14 protein-coding genes and 1 rRNA gene are annotated in these 14,402 nt (G+C 71.6%); 4 read left to right on the top strand and 11 right to left on the bottom strand.

Translation table 11 applies throughout. The annotated features are described in order from the left end of the window. Nucleotides 1-277: 277 nt before the first annotated feature. Entirely contained in the window at nucleotides 278-469 is a 192-nt protein-coding gene (locus ACFWXO_RS21445; protein ID WP_375888811.1) for a hypothetical protein, read from the bottom strand. Between the two features lie 177 nt (nucleotides 470-646). Here ACFWXO_RS21445 and ACFWXO_RS21450 point away from each other — a divergent pair, with 177 nt between their 5' ends. Together ACFWXO_RS21450 and ACFWXO_RS21455 are read left to right on the top strand one after the other, a co-directional pair. Then, entirely contained in the window at nucleotides 647-1,546 is a 900-nt protein-coding gene (locus ACFWXO_RS21450; protein ID WP_380525376.1) for a hypothetical protein, read from the top strand. A 183-nt stretch (nucleotides 1,547-1,729) separates the two neighbouring features. Further along, nucleotides 1,730-1,918, top strand: a complete 189-nt coding sequence (locus ACFWXO_RS21455; protein ID WP_375888817.1) for a hypothetical protein — start codon at nucleotides 1,730-1,732, stop codon at nucleotides 1,916-1,918. A gap of 13 nt (nucleotides 1,919-1,931) precedes the next feature. On the opposite strand, the gene ACFWXO_RS21460 is transcribed toward ACFWXO_RS21455, so the two are convergent. Next, on the bottom strand, nucleotides 1,932-2,348 hold the full coding sequence (locus ACFWXO_RS21460) for a metal-sensitive transcriptional regulator (protein ID WP_380525377.1): 417 nt from the start codon (nucleotides 2,346-2,348) through the stop codon (nucleotides 1,932-1,934). A gap of 358 nt (nucleotides 2,349-2,706) precedes the next feature. Here ACFWXO_RS21460 and ACFWXO_RS21465 point away from each other — a divergent pair, with 358 nt between their 5' ends. Beyond that, nucleotides 2,707-3,327 (top strand): DUF47 family protein, encoded by a 621-nt coding sequence (locus ACFWXO_RS21465; RefSeq protein WP_359914173.1) that lies wholly within the window; start codon nucleotides 2,707-2,709, stop codon nucleotides 3,325-3,327. A 5-nt stretch (nucleotides 3,328-3,332) separates the two neighbouring features. After that, nucleotides 3,333-4,328: an anion permease gene (locus ACFWXO_RS21470; protein ID WP_375888824.1), complete on the top strand. Its 996-nt coding sequence runs from the start codon at nucleotides 3,333-3,335 to the stop codon at nucleotides 4,326-4,328. Nucleotides 4,329-4,449: 121 nt separating this feature from the next. Here ACFWXO_RS21470 and pstB read toward each other — a convergent pair whose 3' ends face one another. From pstB to rrf, 9 genes are all read right to left on the bottom strand, one after another. After that, the gene (pstB, locus tag ACFWXO_RS21475; protein WP_375888826.1) at nucleotides 4,450-5,226 is read right to left on the bottom strand and encodes a phosphate ABC transporter ATP-binding protein PstB; all 777 of its coding nucleotides are present in this window, start codon (nucleotides 5,224-5,226) and stop codon (nucleotides 4,450-4,452) included. Between the two features lie 68 nt (nucleotides 5,227-5,294). Next, nucleotides 5,295-6,368 (bottom strand): phosphate ABC transporter permease PstA, encoded by a 1,074-nt coding sequence (gene pstA, locus ACFWXO_RS21480; protein WP_380525378.1) that lies wholly within the window; start codon nucleotides 6,366-6,368, stop codon nucleotides 5,295-5,297. Further along, entirely contained in the window at nucleotides 6,365-7,342 is a 978-nt protein-coding gene (gene pstC / locus ACFWXO_RS21485; protein ID WP_375888832.1) for a phosphate ABC transporter permease subunit PstC, read from the bottom strand. Before pstC ends, pstA begins: the two co-directional genes overlap by 4 nt. Nucleotides 7,343-7,492: 150 nt before the next feature. Next, the gene (gene pstS / locus ACFWXO_RS21490) at nucleotides 7,493-8,626 is read right to left on the bottom strand and encodes a phosphate ABC transporter substrate-binding protein PstS (protein ID WP_375888835.1); all 1,134 of its coding nucleotides are present in this window, start codon (nucleotides 8,624-8,626) and stop codon (nucleotides 7,493-7,495) included. A gap of 227 nt (nucleotides 8,627-8,853) precedes the next feature. Further along, nucleotides 8,854-9,315, bottom strand: coding sequence for an NUDIX hydrolase (locus ACFWXO_RS21495; RefSeq protein WP_380525382.1), 462 nt, complete (start codon nucleotides 9,313-9,315; stop codon nucleotides 8,854-8,856). Between the two features lie 112 nt (nucleotides 9,316-9,427). Continuing rightward, nucleotides 9,428-10,516, bottom strand: coding sequence for a CHAD domain-containing protein (locus ACFWXO_RS21500; protein ID WP_380407387.1), 1,089 nt, complete (start codon nucleotides 10,514-10,516; stop codon nucleotides 9,428-9,430). Nucleotides 10,517-10,637: 121 nt separating this feature from the next. Then, nucleotides 10,638-12,815: an RNA degradosome polyphosphate kinase gene (locus tag ACFWXO_RS21505; RefSeq protein WP_380525379.1), complete on the bottom strand. Its 2,178-nt coding sequence runs from the start codon at nucleotides 12,813-12,815 to the stop codon at nucleotides 10,638-10,640. A 330-nt stretch (nucleotides 12,816-13,145) separates the two neighbouring features. Then, on the bottom strand, nucleotides 13,146-14,174 hold the full coding sequence (gene mshD, locus ACFWXO_RS21510) for a mycothiol synthase (RefSeq protein ID WP_380525380.1): 1,029 nt from the start codon (nucleotides 14,172-14,174) through the stop codon (nucleotides 13,146-13,148). 72 nt (nucleotides 14,175-14,246) lie between these two features. Continuing rightward, nucleotides 14,247-14,363, bottom strand: a 5S ribosomal RNA gene (gene rrf / locus ACFWXO_RS21515). Between the last annotated feature and the right edge of the window lie 39 nt (nucleotides 14,364-14,402).

The following is a 14,402-nucleotide window of genomic DNA, read 5'->3' on the forward strand; positions in this document are numbered from 1 at the left end:
GCGCTTCTCCGGTGCGTTGGGGCGCGATCCGCACCCCCCCCCCCTCCCCCCCCGGGGGGGGCGCGGCCCGCGCCCCCCCCCCCGCCCCCCCCCCCCCCCCCCCCCCCGGCCGGGGCACCGAGCGGCGCGGCCGGCGCCGCGGGCGGGGAGCGGTGCGCCGGGAGGAGCAGCCGCCGGAGTCCGACCTCGCGGCCTGAGGGCCCGGAGTACCCCGCCGCACCGAACGGTCCGAACGGTCCGGACGGGTCCGGACGGGTCCGGACGGGTCCGGACGCCCCTAGGGTGCGTCGGCCCCGTACTCGGCGAGGTGGTCGGCCCCCTCGCGGCGGGCCAGGTCCCGGGAGCGGCGGGCGGCGGAGTACCAGCCGCAGCTGCAGGTCGCGAAGGCGAAGGAACCGCGTTCGCTGAGCGCGACGCGGTGCTCTGGCATCGGGGTGGTGCCGGGGGCGACCGGCAGCTCACTGTGCACGGGATTCACCGTAACGCGCCGGGCGACCCTCACGCGACACCCGCCGGTTCCCGCCGGACCCGTAACCCTTCGCGAGCCAACTCGTTTGCCCGGAAAGAGCTCTGCCCTCCCGGCGCCCCAGCCGGTGCCGCAGTCGGCGGGGCAGTCGGTCCCGAGGGGGTTGTCGCGAGGATGAAGATGACCGACCAGCAGCGAACCGGGCGGCCGGCGCGCCGTCCGGGGCCGCGCCTGCGCGCGGCGGCCGGCGCCGCCGTGCTCGCCGCCGCGCTGGCCGCGGGGGCGGCCGGGTGCTCGGCCCACTCCGGTGGCGGCTCCTCCGACCAGCAGTCGAACGCGCCCGACCAGCTGGCCGCCGACCCGGTGGCGGCGGTGCGCGGCGCGGCGGACATCACCGGGCGCACCGGCTCCGCGCACGCGGCCACCGAGCTGGTCACGGAGTCCGCGGACAAGAAGGCGTCCTTCTCCGGCACCGGCGGCTACGACTACGTGAAGCGGATCGGCCGGCTGGAGGTCCAGGTGCCGCCGGGGGCGGCGACCACCGGGAAGATCGTCGAGGTGGTCCTGCCGGGCACCGTCTACCTGCAGAACAGCGGTGCCAAGGTGCCCGAGGGCAAGTGGGTGAAGCTGGACGTGCGCCAGCTGCCGGACGGCAACCTGGTCAGCAGCGGCGCCACCGATCCGGCCACGGCGGCGGGGGCGCTGCGCGGGGTGCAGAAGGCCGACCTGGTCGGCACCGAGACGGTGGACGGCACCCCGCTGCACCACTACCGCGGCACCCTGGACCTGGCCAAGGCGGCCGACGCCACCGGCGGCCGGGGCGGGGACGGCCTGCGGATGGGCGGGCAGACCTTCACCGTCAAGGAGGTCCCGTACGACGCCTGGCTGGACGACCAGGGGCGGCTGCACAGGGTGGTGGAGGTGTTCACCTTCGCCGGGGTGGCCGGCTCGAAGGAGGCCAAGGACCAGGTGAAGGTCACGTCGACCACCGCCCTGTCGGACTTCGGCAAGCCGGTCGAGGCGGCCGAGCCGCCGGCCTCGGACATCTACCAGATGAAGCCGACGGAGAGCCCGAAGTAGCGCCCCGGCGCCGGGGCGGAACGGGGCGCCGCCGGCGCGGGTGGCCGTCCGGGGAGCGACGGTCACCCGTTTCGGCGGCGCCGAGATGGCCCGTCCGTGCCATGTGGACGGGCCCCGGAGTGCCTAGGCTGGACGTCGGGTGGCTGCCGCCCGGGCTGGCGAGGCACTGAAGGGGTGGTGCAGGTGGTGTCGTCCACGGGCGGCCGCAGCGGCGGCCACGACGACGCGGCCCTCGACGAGATCGAGCTGGCCGGCGAGCTGATGATCGCCGCGACGGCCAGCGCCGGTGACCGGCTGCCGACCGAGCGGATCGACGAGGTGCTGCTGGACCGGGTGGACCCGGCCCGGACCGAGCGGGAGGGCGAGGGCTGACGGCCCCCGGGGGTCAACTGCGCAGCAGTCGGCCGATCGCGGCCGAGGCCTCCGCGACCTTGGCGTCCAGCTCGGCGCCGCCCTGTTCGGCGGCCGCGGCGACGCAGTGCCGCAGGTGCTCCTCCAGCAGGGAGAGCGCGAAGGACTGCAGGGCCTTGGTGCCGGCCGAGACCTGGGTGAGCACGTCGATGCAGTAGACGTCCTCGTCCACCATCCGCTGGAGGCCGCGGATCTGGCCCTCGATCCGGCGCAGCCGCTTGAGGTGGGCGTCCTTCTGCGCGCTGTAGCCGTGCGGGCCGTGCGGGCCGTGCCCGCCGTGGTCCGCGTCGCCGTGGTCCGCGGCGCCGTGACCCTCGGCGGCGGGGGTGTCGGCCCCGGGGCCGGTCCCGGGCGCGTGGTCCGGCTCGGTGCGCGCTTGCGTCGTGGTCATCGGCCCGCCTTCGTCTGGGTGCCTGGTGGCTGCGTCGGCCTCCAGTGTCCAACACCGGGGCCCCGCGTGGTGTTCCGACGGCCCACCCGGCATGTGCCGAACGGCCTGGTCGGGGTCGCGGCGGGGTTAACCCGTCTGAGCGGCGCCCCGGTCTTCCGCACGCGGGACGGGGCAAACGCGTCGAGGTTCCGTCAGACTGAGTCCTTGCGTCCGCACCTGGCGGCGCGGTCCGGGACAGCCCGTGCGGCAGCCGAACGGAAGGGGAGGTTCCGCCTCCCAGGTCACCACCCCGTTTGCGCGATCGCGCTCGGTTGCACCTAGCATCGTTCAGTCCGTACCCCGCACATCGGAGAATTCCGTGCGTTTTAGCCTGACCCCGAAGGAGACGAGTTTCTACGACATGTTCGCCGCCGCCGCGGAGAACCTCGTCGTCGGATCGAAGCTCCTGCTCGAACTGCTGGGATCAGACGTGTCGGCCCGCGCGGAGATCGTCGAGCGCATGCGCGCCGCCGAGCACGCCGGGGACGACACCACCCATGCCGTCTTCCACCAGCTGAACTCCTCCTTCATCACGCCCTTCGACCGCGAGGACATCTACAGCCTCGCCTCGTCGCTGGACGACATCATGGACTTCATGGAGGAGGCCGTCGACCTGGTCGTCCTCTACGACATCCAGACCCTGCCGAAGGGCGTCGAGCAGCAGATCGAGGTGCTGGCGCGCGCCGCGGAGCTCACCGCCGAGGCGATGCCCAACCTGCGCAGCATGTCGAACCTGACCGAGTACTGGATCGAGGTCAACCGGCTGGAGAACCAGGCCGACCAGATCCACCGCAAGCTGCTCGCCCACCTGTTCTCCGGTCAGTACGACGCCATCGAGGTCCTCAAGCTCAAGCAGGTCGTGGACGTCCTTGAGGAGGCGGCGGACGCGTTCGAGCACGTCGCCAACACGGTGGAGACCATCGCCGTCAAGGAGTCCTGACCCTCGTGGACATGGCTGCACTCATCGCCGTCATCGGCGTTGCGTTCTTCTTCACGTACACCAACGGCTTCCACGACTCGGCGAACGCGATCGCCACGTCGGTCTCCACCCGGGCGCTGACCCCGAGGGCCGCGCTCGCGATGGCCGCCGTGATGAACCTGGCCGGTGCCTTCCTGGGCAGCGGGGTGGCGCACACCGTCTCCAGCGGGATCATCGAGACGCCGACCGGCAACCAGGGGATGGCGATCCTCTTCGCGGCCCTGGTCGGGGCGATCACCTGGAACCTGGTCACCTGGTACTTCGGTCTGCCGTCCTCCTCCTCGCACGCGCTGTTCGGCGGCCTGGTGGGTGCGGCCCTGGCCGGCGGCACCGAGGTGATCTGGAGCGGCGTGATCGACAAGATCGTCGTCCCGATGATCGTCTCGCCGGTGGTCGGCCTGGTCGGCGGCTTCATCGTGATGCTGGCGATCCTGTGGATCTTCCGCCGGGCCAACCCGCACAAGGCCAAGCGCAACTTCCGGGTCGCCCAGACCGCCTCGGCCGCCGCGATGGCGCTGGCCCACGGTCTGCAGGACGCCCAGAAGACCATGGGCATCGTGGTCATGGCGCTCACCATCTCCGGCCACCAGACCACCGGTGACATCCCGGTCTGGGTGAAGATCTCCTGCGCGACCATGCTCTCGCTGGGCACCTACGCGGGCGGCTGGCGGATCATGCGGACCCTCGGCCGGAAGATCATCGAGCTGGACCCGCCGCAGGGCTTCGCGGCCGAGGCCACCTCCTCGGTGATCATGTACATCACCTCGTTCGTCTTCAAGGCGCCGATCTCCACCACCCACGTGATCACCGCGGCGATCATGGGCGCGGGGGCCACCAAGCGGATCCGCGCGGTGCGCTGGGGCGTCGCCAAGAACATCGTGCTCGGCTGGTTCATCACGATGCCGGCGGCCGCCGTCGTCGCAGCGCTGATGTACTGGTTCGTCCACCTCTTCTGGGGCTGACCGCCGACGCTCCGCCCCGGCCGACAACTGACAGGGCCCGCCCCCACATCTCGGGGGCGGGCCCTTCTTCATGTCCCGCGGCGGCACCGCCATGCAGCACCGCGGGACAGCTGGGGTCGGTCTAGCCGAAGCGGCCGGAGATGTAGTCCTCGGTCGCCTGCACCGACGGGTTGGAGAAGATCCGCTGGGTGTCGTCCAGCTCGATCAGCTTGCCCGGCTGGCCGACGCCGGCCAGGTTGAAGAAGGCGGTGCGGTCGCTGACGCGGGCCGCCTGCTGCATGTTGTGGGTCACGATGACGATGGTGAACTGCGACTTCAACTCGCCGATCAGGTCCTCGATGGCGAGGGTGGAGATCGGGTCGAGCGCGGAGCAGGGCTCGTCCATCAGCAGGACCTGCGGCTCGACCGCGATCGCGCGGGCGATGCACAGGCGCTGCTGCTGACCGCCGGAGAGGCCGGCGCCCGGCTTGTTCAGTCGGGTGTGGACCTCCTTCCAGAGGTTGGCGCCCTTCAAGGAGCGCTCCACCACCTCGTCCAGGACGGCCTTCTTCCGCACGCCGGCGAGCTTGAGCCCGGCGACCACGTTGTCGTAGATCGACATGGTCGGGAACGGGTTCGGGCGCTGGAAGACCATGCCGATCGAGCGGCGCACGGCGACCGGGTCGACGTTGGAGGCGTACAGGTTCTCGTCGTCCAGGAGGACCTTGCCCTCGACCCGGGCGCCGGGGATCACCTCGTGCATCCGGTTGAGGGTGCGCAGGAAGGTGGACTTCCCGCAGCCGGAGGGGCCGATGAAGGCGGTCACCGAGCGGGGCTCGATGCTCATCGAGATGTCCTCGATGGCCTTGGTGGTGCCGTAGTAGGCCGACAGTCCGCTGACGTCGATGCGCTTGGCCATGATCGTTGCTTCTCTCGCCCGCGGCCGGAGGGCCGCTAATGAATGCTGTTTCGTACGTCAGTGGTCGCTCAGTGTCCGGCCTTGGGCGAGCGCCAGCGTGCGATGCCCCGGGCGATGAGGTTGAGCCCCATCACGAAGGCGATCAGCACCAGCGCGGCACCCCAGGCGCGGGCGTAGCCGAAGTCGTTGTTGACCACCGAGTACTGCTGCCAGATGTACATCGGCAGGGACTGCTGCGGTCCGTCGAACGGGTTGCTGTTGATGTAGTCGGCGCCGAACACCAGCATCATCACCGGGGCGGTCTCGCCCGTGATGCGGGCGACCGCGAGCATCACACCGGTGGTGATGCCGCCGATCGCGGTGGGGAGGACGATCCGCAGGACGGTCTTCCACTTCGGCACACCGAGGGCGTACGAGGCCTCGCGCAGCTCGTTCGGGACGAGCTTGAGCATCTCCTCGGTCGACCGGACCACGACCGGGATCATCAGGATCGCCAGCGCGAGGCTGCCCGAGAAGCCGGAGTAGCTGAACCCCAGGGCGAGGTTCCAGAGCGAGAGGATGAACAGACCGGCGACGATCGACGGGACGCCCGTCATGACGTCGACGAAGAAGGTGACCGCCTTGGCGAGCCGGCCGCGGCCGTACTCCACCAGGTAGACGGCGGTCAGCAGACCGAGCGGGGCGGCCATCACGGTGGCCAGGCCGACCTGCTGGAGGGTGCCGAGCAGCGCGTGGTAGATGCCGCCGCCGGGGCCGCTCTGGATCACGCCCTTCATCGAGTGGCTCAGGAAGTTCCCGTTCACCACGCCGATGCCCTGCTGGACCGTGTAGACGGTCAGCGAGGCCAGCGGGACGACGGCCAGGATGAAGGCGACCCAGACCACCGAGGTGGCGAAGCGGTCCTTGGCCTGCCGGCGGCCCTCGACCTGGGCCGAGATCAGGTAGCTGCCGGCCAGGAACAGCAGGGCCGAGATCAGGCCCCACTGGAGGTGGCTCTCCAGGCCCGCGGCGGCGCCGATCCCGCAGCCGACCGCGATCGAGCCGACGGCGACGACGGGCGGGGTCCACTTGGGCAGCCGGTTGGCGGTGAGCTTCGGGCCGACCTGCGGCCGGGCGTCCTCGGGGACGGTGACGGTGGTCATGCGTTGGCCCCCGAGTACTCCTTGCGGCGGGCGATGATCAGTCGCGCGGCACCGTTCACCAGCAGGGTGATCACGAACAGGACGAGGCCGGAGGCCATCAGGGCGTCGCGGCCGTTGTTGCCGGCCTCGGCGAACTTCAGCGCGATGTTCTGCGCGAAGGTGCCGCCGCCGGCGTCCAGGATGTGCAGCGACAGGACGCTGTTGGCGGAGAGCACCACCGCGACCGCGATGGTCTCGCCGAGCGCCCGGCCGAGGCCGAGCATCGAGGCCGAGATGATGCCGGGGCGGCCGAACGGCAGCACCGCGGTGCGGATCATCTCCCAGCGGGTCGCGCCGAGGGCGAGCGCCGCCTCCTCGTGCATCCGCGGCACCTGGCGGAACACCTCGCGGGAGACCGCGGTGATGATCGGCAGGATCATGATCGCCAGCAGGATGCCGACGGTGAACAGGTTGCGCGGGGTGCCGGTCCTGGTCTGGTCGAAGATGTACGTCCAGCCCAGGTACTGGTTGAGCCAGCTGGTCAGCCCGTCCATGTGCGGGACGAGGAACAGCGCGCCCCAGAGGCCGTAGACGATGCTGGGGACGGCGGCGAGCAGGTCGACCAGGTAGGCGAACGGCTGGGCGATCCGGCGCGGCGCGTAGTGCGAGATGAACAGCGCGATCCCGATGGCCACCGGGACGGCGATCGCCATCGCGATCACGGCGCTGACGATCGTGCCGAAGGCCAGGACGGCGATGCCGAAGACCGGCTTCGGGGCGTCCGGCGTCCACTCGAAGGTGGTGAGGAAGTTGCCGTCGTTGTTGCCGAGGGCCACGACCGAGCGCCAGGCCAGGAAGCCGGCGATCGCGGCCATGATGACCAGCAGCAGGATGCCCGCACCGCGGGCGAGGTTCATGAAGATCTTGTCGCCGACGCGGCTGTCGCGCTGTCGGCGTTCCCTGCCTCGCGGGGCGGCAGGGGAGGATGAAGTCATTGGTCTACTCCGGTCTGGTGGTGCCGCCCCGGTAGGGGGTCGGCACCATGGCGGCGGTGCCCCGGACGTTGGTGCTGGGTTGGTGCGTTCCGGCGGGACGGCCCCGGCCCCCCTCGCTCACGGGGCCGTCCCACCGGGGGTCCTGTCGGGTCAGGCGAGGGTGCCGACCGCGGCCTTCACCTTGTCGCCGATCGCGGCCGGCATCGGGACGTAGCCCTTGTCGCCGATCGACTTCTGGGCGGCGTCGCTGATGGTGTAGTTCAGGAAGGACTTGAGGGTGTCCAGCGTCTCGGCCTTGTTGCCCTTGTCGCAGGCGATCTCGTAGGTCACCAGGACGATCGGGTAGGCGTTGTCGGCCTTGGTGCCGTAGTCCAGGGAGAGGGCGAGGTCGCCGTCGGTGCCCGTGACGGTGGAGGAGGCGATGGTGAGCGCGGCGTTGGCGGCGGTCGCCTCGACCGGCTTGGCGGCACCGGTGGCGATCTGGGCGCTCTTCAGGTTGTTGGTCTGGGCGTAGGACAGCTCGGCGTAGCCGATCGAGTTCTTGACCTGCTTGATCTGGGCCGACACACCGGCGCTGCCGTTCGCGGACTGGCCGCCCTTGCCCTTCCACGCCTTGTTCGGCTCGGCGCTCCAGGCGCCGCCACCGGTCTTGGCGAAGTAGGAGGTCAGGTTGAAGGTGGTGCCGGAGTCGTCGGAGCGGTGGAAGCTCTGGATCTCGGCGTCCGGCAGCTTGGCGCCCGGGTTCAGGGCGGCGATGGCCGGGTCGTTCCACTTGGTGATCTGCGAGTCGAAGATCTTGGCGGCGGTCGGGCCGTCCAGGACCAGGTTGTCGACGTTCTCGACGTTGTAGACCAGCGAGACCAGGCCGGCCACCATCGGCAGGTCGATCGCCTTGCCGCCGGTGCAGACGGCCTTGGAGGCGTCGACGTCGGCCGGCTTGAGGGCGAAGTCGGTGCCGGCGAAGGCGACCTTGCCCTGGGTGAACTGCTGGACACCGGCACCGGAGCCGCCGCCGCTGTAGTTCACCGTGGTGCCGGAGCAGGCGGCGCCGAAGTTGGTCTTCCACACGTCGATCGCCGGGGCCTGCGCGGTCGAACCGGCGCCCAGGAGCGTGCCGGCCTTGCCACAGTTGACCGCGGCACCGGCCGCGGAGGAGCCGCTGGAACCGCTGGACGCCGTCTTGTTGTTGTCGTCCGACCCGCAGGCAGCGAGCGACAGCGAGCTGACGAGCGCCATGGCACCGATGGCGAGGGCCTTGGAGCGGCCGTTCCGCTGGAGCTTCACAGGGGTGTCCCTTTCTGTGGCATTGCCCGCTGCGCAGGCCGCAGGAGTACGGCTGAGCATGGGTTTTGCTGTGGTCCGGGGCCCGTTCGGCCCGCCGGTAGTCCCGAAGTTAGGCCGGGTAAGTGACACGACAGCCGGTCGCAAGTGAACGGAAAGTGAACCTCGAACGGATGACAGGAAACTACGTCACGTAGTAACGGTTGCGTCACGGCGCGGGCGCGGGGAGATCACTTCCGCCGTTCCTCCACCGGCCCCGACCCGCCCGTCCGTACGGGCTTCGCACCCAGGATCACCAGCAGCGCATCGATCAGCAACCGGTCGCGGTCATGGGTCAGCCGCGCCCGGGCCTTGCCCGCGGGCAGCCAGTCCAGGCGGTCGACCTCACGGTTGGACCGGAAGGCCCCGACGGTCGGCACCGCGGCCCAGTACCGGACCTCCTTCGGACGGCCCTGGGCCAGGTAGTGCTGGACGGGCAGCTCCGGACCGAGCAGGCAGTCGAAGCCGGTCTCCTCCCGCACCTCGCGCAGCGCCGCCTCGACCACGCCCTCCCCCGGGTCGAGCTTGCCCTTCGGCAGGCTCCAGTCGTCGTACTTCGGGCGGTGGATCACCGCGATCCGCGGCCGCCCCAGCCGACCGCTGGGCTTCGGCCGGCCGGGCAGCCAGAGCACCGCGCCCGCCGCCAGGACCACCGGGCCGCGGGCCGGTGCGGCCGCCGGGCCCGCGGCGCGGGCCGCCGCCGGGTTCACGGCCGGTCCCACCGTCGGGTCCGCTGCCCGCCCGGTGCGCAGGCGATCGTGCAATTCAAGCCGTCCGTGGTGCGGGGGAATGCCCCCGGCCCTCGGCAGGGGGGAGCTCCAGCCAGCCGTCCGGGGACGGCGGGAGCTCGGGCCACCGGCGGCCGAAGGCGTACCGCGCCGCCTCGACCTCCAGTCGTTGATCAGCATGCACCACGCCCAGCACGTAGGCGGTCGCGGGGGTGATCCGCGGGGTGCGCGCCGCCGTCGCGGCGGTCACCGCGGCGTCCGCGGCCTCCTGGTGCCGGGCCAGCACCGCGTCCAGCTCGTCCAGCTCGGCGGACGGCCGGGCGCACACCTCCAGCGCGTACCGGGCCCGCTTCACCAGGATCCGCAGCCGCGACCAGGGCGCGTCGTCGGCCGCCAGCGCGGAGTCCGCGTCCGCCGCCCCGCGCGCCGCCGGCACCGCGCCCAGCCGGCGCAGCCCGTCCCCGCCGTACGGGGTCGCGGCCCGGTGGAGCGGCAGCTGCTGGGCGCTCACCGACAGCGCGGTGAACGCGGCCGCCGCCTGCGGCCGCAGCACCGCCGACGCCCGGCCGCCGGCCGCCTCCAGCAGCGGCGCCTCGCCGACCAGCAGGGTCATCCGGTCCGCCAGCGCGTGCAGCCGGGCCGAGCGGAGCTCCTGGAGCACCGTGGAGTGCGCCCTGGTCCGGGCCAGGGTCAGCTGCCGGTCCAGCAGCGCCCGCGCCTTGGGGGCGCCCGCGTGCCCGGCCAGCATGCCCGTCCCCTCGGGGTCGGTACCGCTCAGCGAGTCCACCGCGCCCAGCAGCCGGGCCGAGCGGCGGACGTAACCGGGCTCCAGCGCCAACAGGTTCAGCAGCCAGCGCAGTTCGGTGCGCGACTCCTGCGCCCAGGACTGCTCGAACACGGCCCCGAAGGTGTGCAGCAGCCCGCCGACCCGCCGCACGGCCCGCAGCAGGTCGGCGGTGCCGCTCGCCGGAACGGCCGCGGCCGACCCCGGTCTGGCGCCGACCTCGCCCACCGCGAGCGGCAGGGCGCGCAGGAACGCGCCCGCCTGGGCGGTGAGTTGGCGGGAAAGGATGTCCCCGGCGGTCGCTGTGGAGGCCGCCTGGGCCGTCATCGGCGCTTCGGTCATGGCGTGGTAGATCCCCGTTCCCCCGGGGCCCTTCCCCGGGGCTGGTGGCCGACCGCCGGAGCAGCTCCCCCCGGGGCCCCGGGGGCCCCGACTGCTCCGGCGGCTCGCATCAGTGGACGCGTCAGCGCGAGGTGGCGGCCCGGCGGCGCTGGCGCGAATCGATGAGCAGGTCCTGGACGTGCCGCAACGGCTTGCCCTCGGCGTCCTGCGAACGGCGCTCCCAGGCACCGTCCGGGCCCAGGTGCCAGGACTCGGTCTCGTCCGACACCCCGAGGTCGATCAGCCCGGACAGCTCGGCACGGTGCGCCGGATCGGTGATCCTGAGCAGCGCCTCGATCCGGCGGTCCAGGTTGCGGTGCATCATGTCGGCGCTGCCGATCCACACTTCGGGATCGCCGTTGTTGCCGAACACGAAGACCCGGGAGTGCTCCAGGAAGCGCCCCAGGATGCTGCGCACCCGGATGTTCTCGCTCAGCCCCGGCACCCCCGGCCGGATCGCGCAGATGCCGCGGACCCAGACGTCCACCGGAACCCCGGCCTGCGAGGCCCGGTAGAGCGCGTCGATCAGGGCCTCGTCGACGATCGAGTTGACCTTGATCTTCACGTACGCGGGCCGGCCGGCCCGGTGGTGGGCGATCTCGTTGTGGATCCGGGAGACCAGCCCGTCGCGCAGGCCGCGCGGGGCGGTCAGCAGCCGGCGGTAGGACTCCCGGCGCGAGTAGCCGGACAGCCGGTTGAAGAGGTCCGAGAGGTCCGCGCCGACCTGCGGGTCGGAGGTGAGCAGGCCGAGGTCCTCGTACAGCCGGGCGGTCTTCGGGTGGTAGTTGCCGGTACCGACGTGCGAGTAGCGGCGCAGGGTGTCGCCCTCCTCGCGGACCACCAGCGACAGCTTGCAGTGGGTCTTGAGCCCGACCAGGCCGTAGACCACGTGGCAGCCGGCCTCCTCCAGCTTGCGCGCCCACTTGATGTTGGCCTGCTCGTCGAAGCGCGCCTTGATCTCGACCAGCACCAGCACCTGCTTGCCGGACTCGGCGGCGTCGATCAGCGCGTCCACGATCGGCGAGTCGCCGGAGGTGCGGTACAGGGTCTGCTTGATCGCCAGCACGTCCGGGTCGGCGGCGGCCTGCTCCAGGAAGGCCTGCACCGAGGTGGAGAAGCTGTCGTACGGGTGGTGCAGCAGCACGTCGCGCTCGCGCATCGCGACGAAGATGTCCGGCTGCGAGGCGGACTCGACGTCGGTCAGCCCGCGGGCCGTACCGGCCACGAACTTCGGGTACTTGAGCTCCGGCCGGTCCAGCTCGGCGATGCCGAACAGACCGGTCAGGTCCAGCGGACCGGGCAGCGGGAAGACCTCCGCCTCGGTGATGTTCAGCTCCCGCACCAGCAGGTCCAGGATGTAGGGGTCGATCGACTCCTCGACCTCCAGCCGGACCGGCGGGCCGAAGCGCCGCCGCATCAGCTCCTTCTCCAGGGCCTTGAGGATGTTCTCGGTGTCGTCCTCCTCCACCTCCAGGTCCTCGTTGCGAGTGACCCGGAAGGCGTGGTGGGCCAGCACCTCCATCCCCGGGAAGAGCTCCTCCAGGTGCGCGCCCATGACGTCCTCCAGCGGGACGTACCGCTGGGGCGAGGCCTCCAGGAAGCGGGCCAGCGACTGCGGCACCTTCACCCGGGCGAAGTGCTTGTGGCCGGACACCGGGTTGCGGACCACCACGGCGAGGTTGAGCGACAGCCCCGATATGTAGGGGAAGGGGTGCGCCGGGTCGACCGCCAGCGGGGTCAGCACCGGGAAGATCCTCTGCCGGAACAGGGTGTGCAGCCGGGCCTGCTCCTTCTCGGCCAGCTCCGGCCAGCGGACCACCTCGATGCCCTCGGCGGCGAGGTCCGGCAGCACCTCCTGCTGGAAGGCCGCGGCATGACGGGCCATCAGCTCACGGGAGCGGGTCCAGATCAGGTCCAGCACCTCACGCGGCTGGAGGCCGGACGCGCTGCGCTGGGCCACGCCGGTGGCGATCCGGCGCTTGAGGCCGGCGACCCGGACCATGAAGAACTCGTCCAGGTTGCTCGCGAAGATCGCCAGGAACTTCGCCCGCTCCAGCAGCGGGATCCCCGGGTCCTCGGCCAGCTCCAGGACGCGTTCGTTGAACGCGAGCCAACTCCGCTCACGGTCCAGGAAGCGGCCCTGCGGCAGTGCTTCGAACTCCTGCTCGTCCGTGGCCGGCAGCTCCGGCGGGACGCCCAGCGCACTGGACATCCGCGCCGTGGGCGGCAGCGGGGCAGGGACGGGGCGGGGGATGCTCATGGGTTCCAGCTCCTCCAGCAGGACGGCGTCCGGACACGAATGGCTCTGCGGGCCGTCGTCCTCGCCCCGGGTCGCCCCCGGGGACAGCACCCACCCACCGGGCGCGGTCCGTACAGGACCGGCCGGAGAATGGCGGTCGACTCTGCACGAGCGAGACACTACGGACTTCATCCTGTGATCTTCGCGGCAGCAATTGAATCCACGGTAAACACCGCATGGCCAGGAGGAAAGCTGAGTCGGTCGGAGCAAGGGGTGGCGGGCCTCGCCGCCCCCTGCCCGCGACCGCTCCGTTACCACCGGGCCGCCTGCGGCGCGGGACCGGGCGTGGGTCTAGCGGTCGGCCGCCCGGTCCGTCGCCCGGTCTGCTGCACGGTCTGCTGCTCGGTCCGCCTGGTACCGGGCGCGGTACATCAGATCCACCTCGTGGACGGTGAATCCCAGTCGCTCGTAGACCCGGACGGCCGCCGGGTTGTCGGCGTCGACGTAGAGGAGGACCGTCTCCAGTCCACGCTCACCGGCCCCTGACCCGGTCAGGTGACGTAGGCCGGCGGCGGTCAGCGCGCGGCCGAGGCCGCTGCCCTGCTCGGCCGGGTCCACCCCGACGACGTACACCTCGCCGAGCTCCGGCTCGGTGGCGGTGGCCGGGTGCACCTTGGTCCAGTGGAAGCCGACGACCTTGCCGCCCCGGGTCGCGAGGAAGAAGCCGGCCGGGTCGAACCAGGGCTCGGCGATCCGCTCCGCCAGGTCCTGCTGCGTCCAGGAACCCTGCTCCGGGTGGTGGGAGAAGGCCAGGGCATTCAGCCGCAGCCACTCGGCGTCGTCCTCACCCGGACGGAAGGTGCGGAGCTCGATCCCCTCGGGGACGGCCACGGCCTCGGTCTGCGGACCGGTGCGGCGCATCTGCCGCAGCTCCCGGACCAGCTCGGCGCCGTAGGCCCCGGCCAGGTGCCGGGCCGCCGGGTGACCGCCGTGCACCCAGAAGTCCACCGCGTCCCGGCCGACCAGGTGGGCCTGCTCCAGGACGGCGTCCACCAGCGGGCGGGCCAGGCCGCGGCCGCGGGCGGCCGGGTCGACCAGCAGCTCGGCCGCCGGGTTCGCCGTCACGGCCTCCGGCACCTCCACCTGGCCGTAGCCGACCACGGTGGCGCTCGCACTCGCACCCGTGGTCTCGGCCTCGGTCACGATGAGGTGGGTGACGCCCGGCCGGGGAGTCTCGGCGTTCCGCAGCCGCAGCCGGCCCTGCTCGGAGACCGCGGCTCGGCCGTCGACCGCCTGGGCCTCCGCCAGAACACGCAGGGCGCCGTCGCGCTGCTCGGGGCGGAGCACGTTGCTCGCAATGACCGCTGTCTGATCGTCCATGCCCTGACGATACGTCAACGGAAATGCGAAAAGCCCCTGATCCGAAGGGATCAGGGGCTTTTCTGAATGATTGTTCGGCGGCGTCCTACTCTCCCACAGGGTCCCCCCTGCAGTACCATCGGCGCTGTGAGGCTTAGCTTCCGGGTTCGGAATGTAACCGGGCGTTTCCCTCACGCTATGACCACCGAAACACTATGAAACTGTCAACCGCACCAACCCGTGAACTTC

The sequence above is a fragment of the Kitasatospora sp. NPDC059088 genome (assembly GCF_042738155.1).
Classification (GTDB): domain Bacteria; phylum Actinomycetota; class Actinomycetes; order Streptomycetales; family Streptomycetaceae; genus Kitasatospora.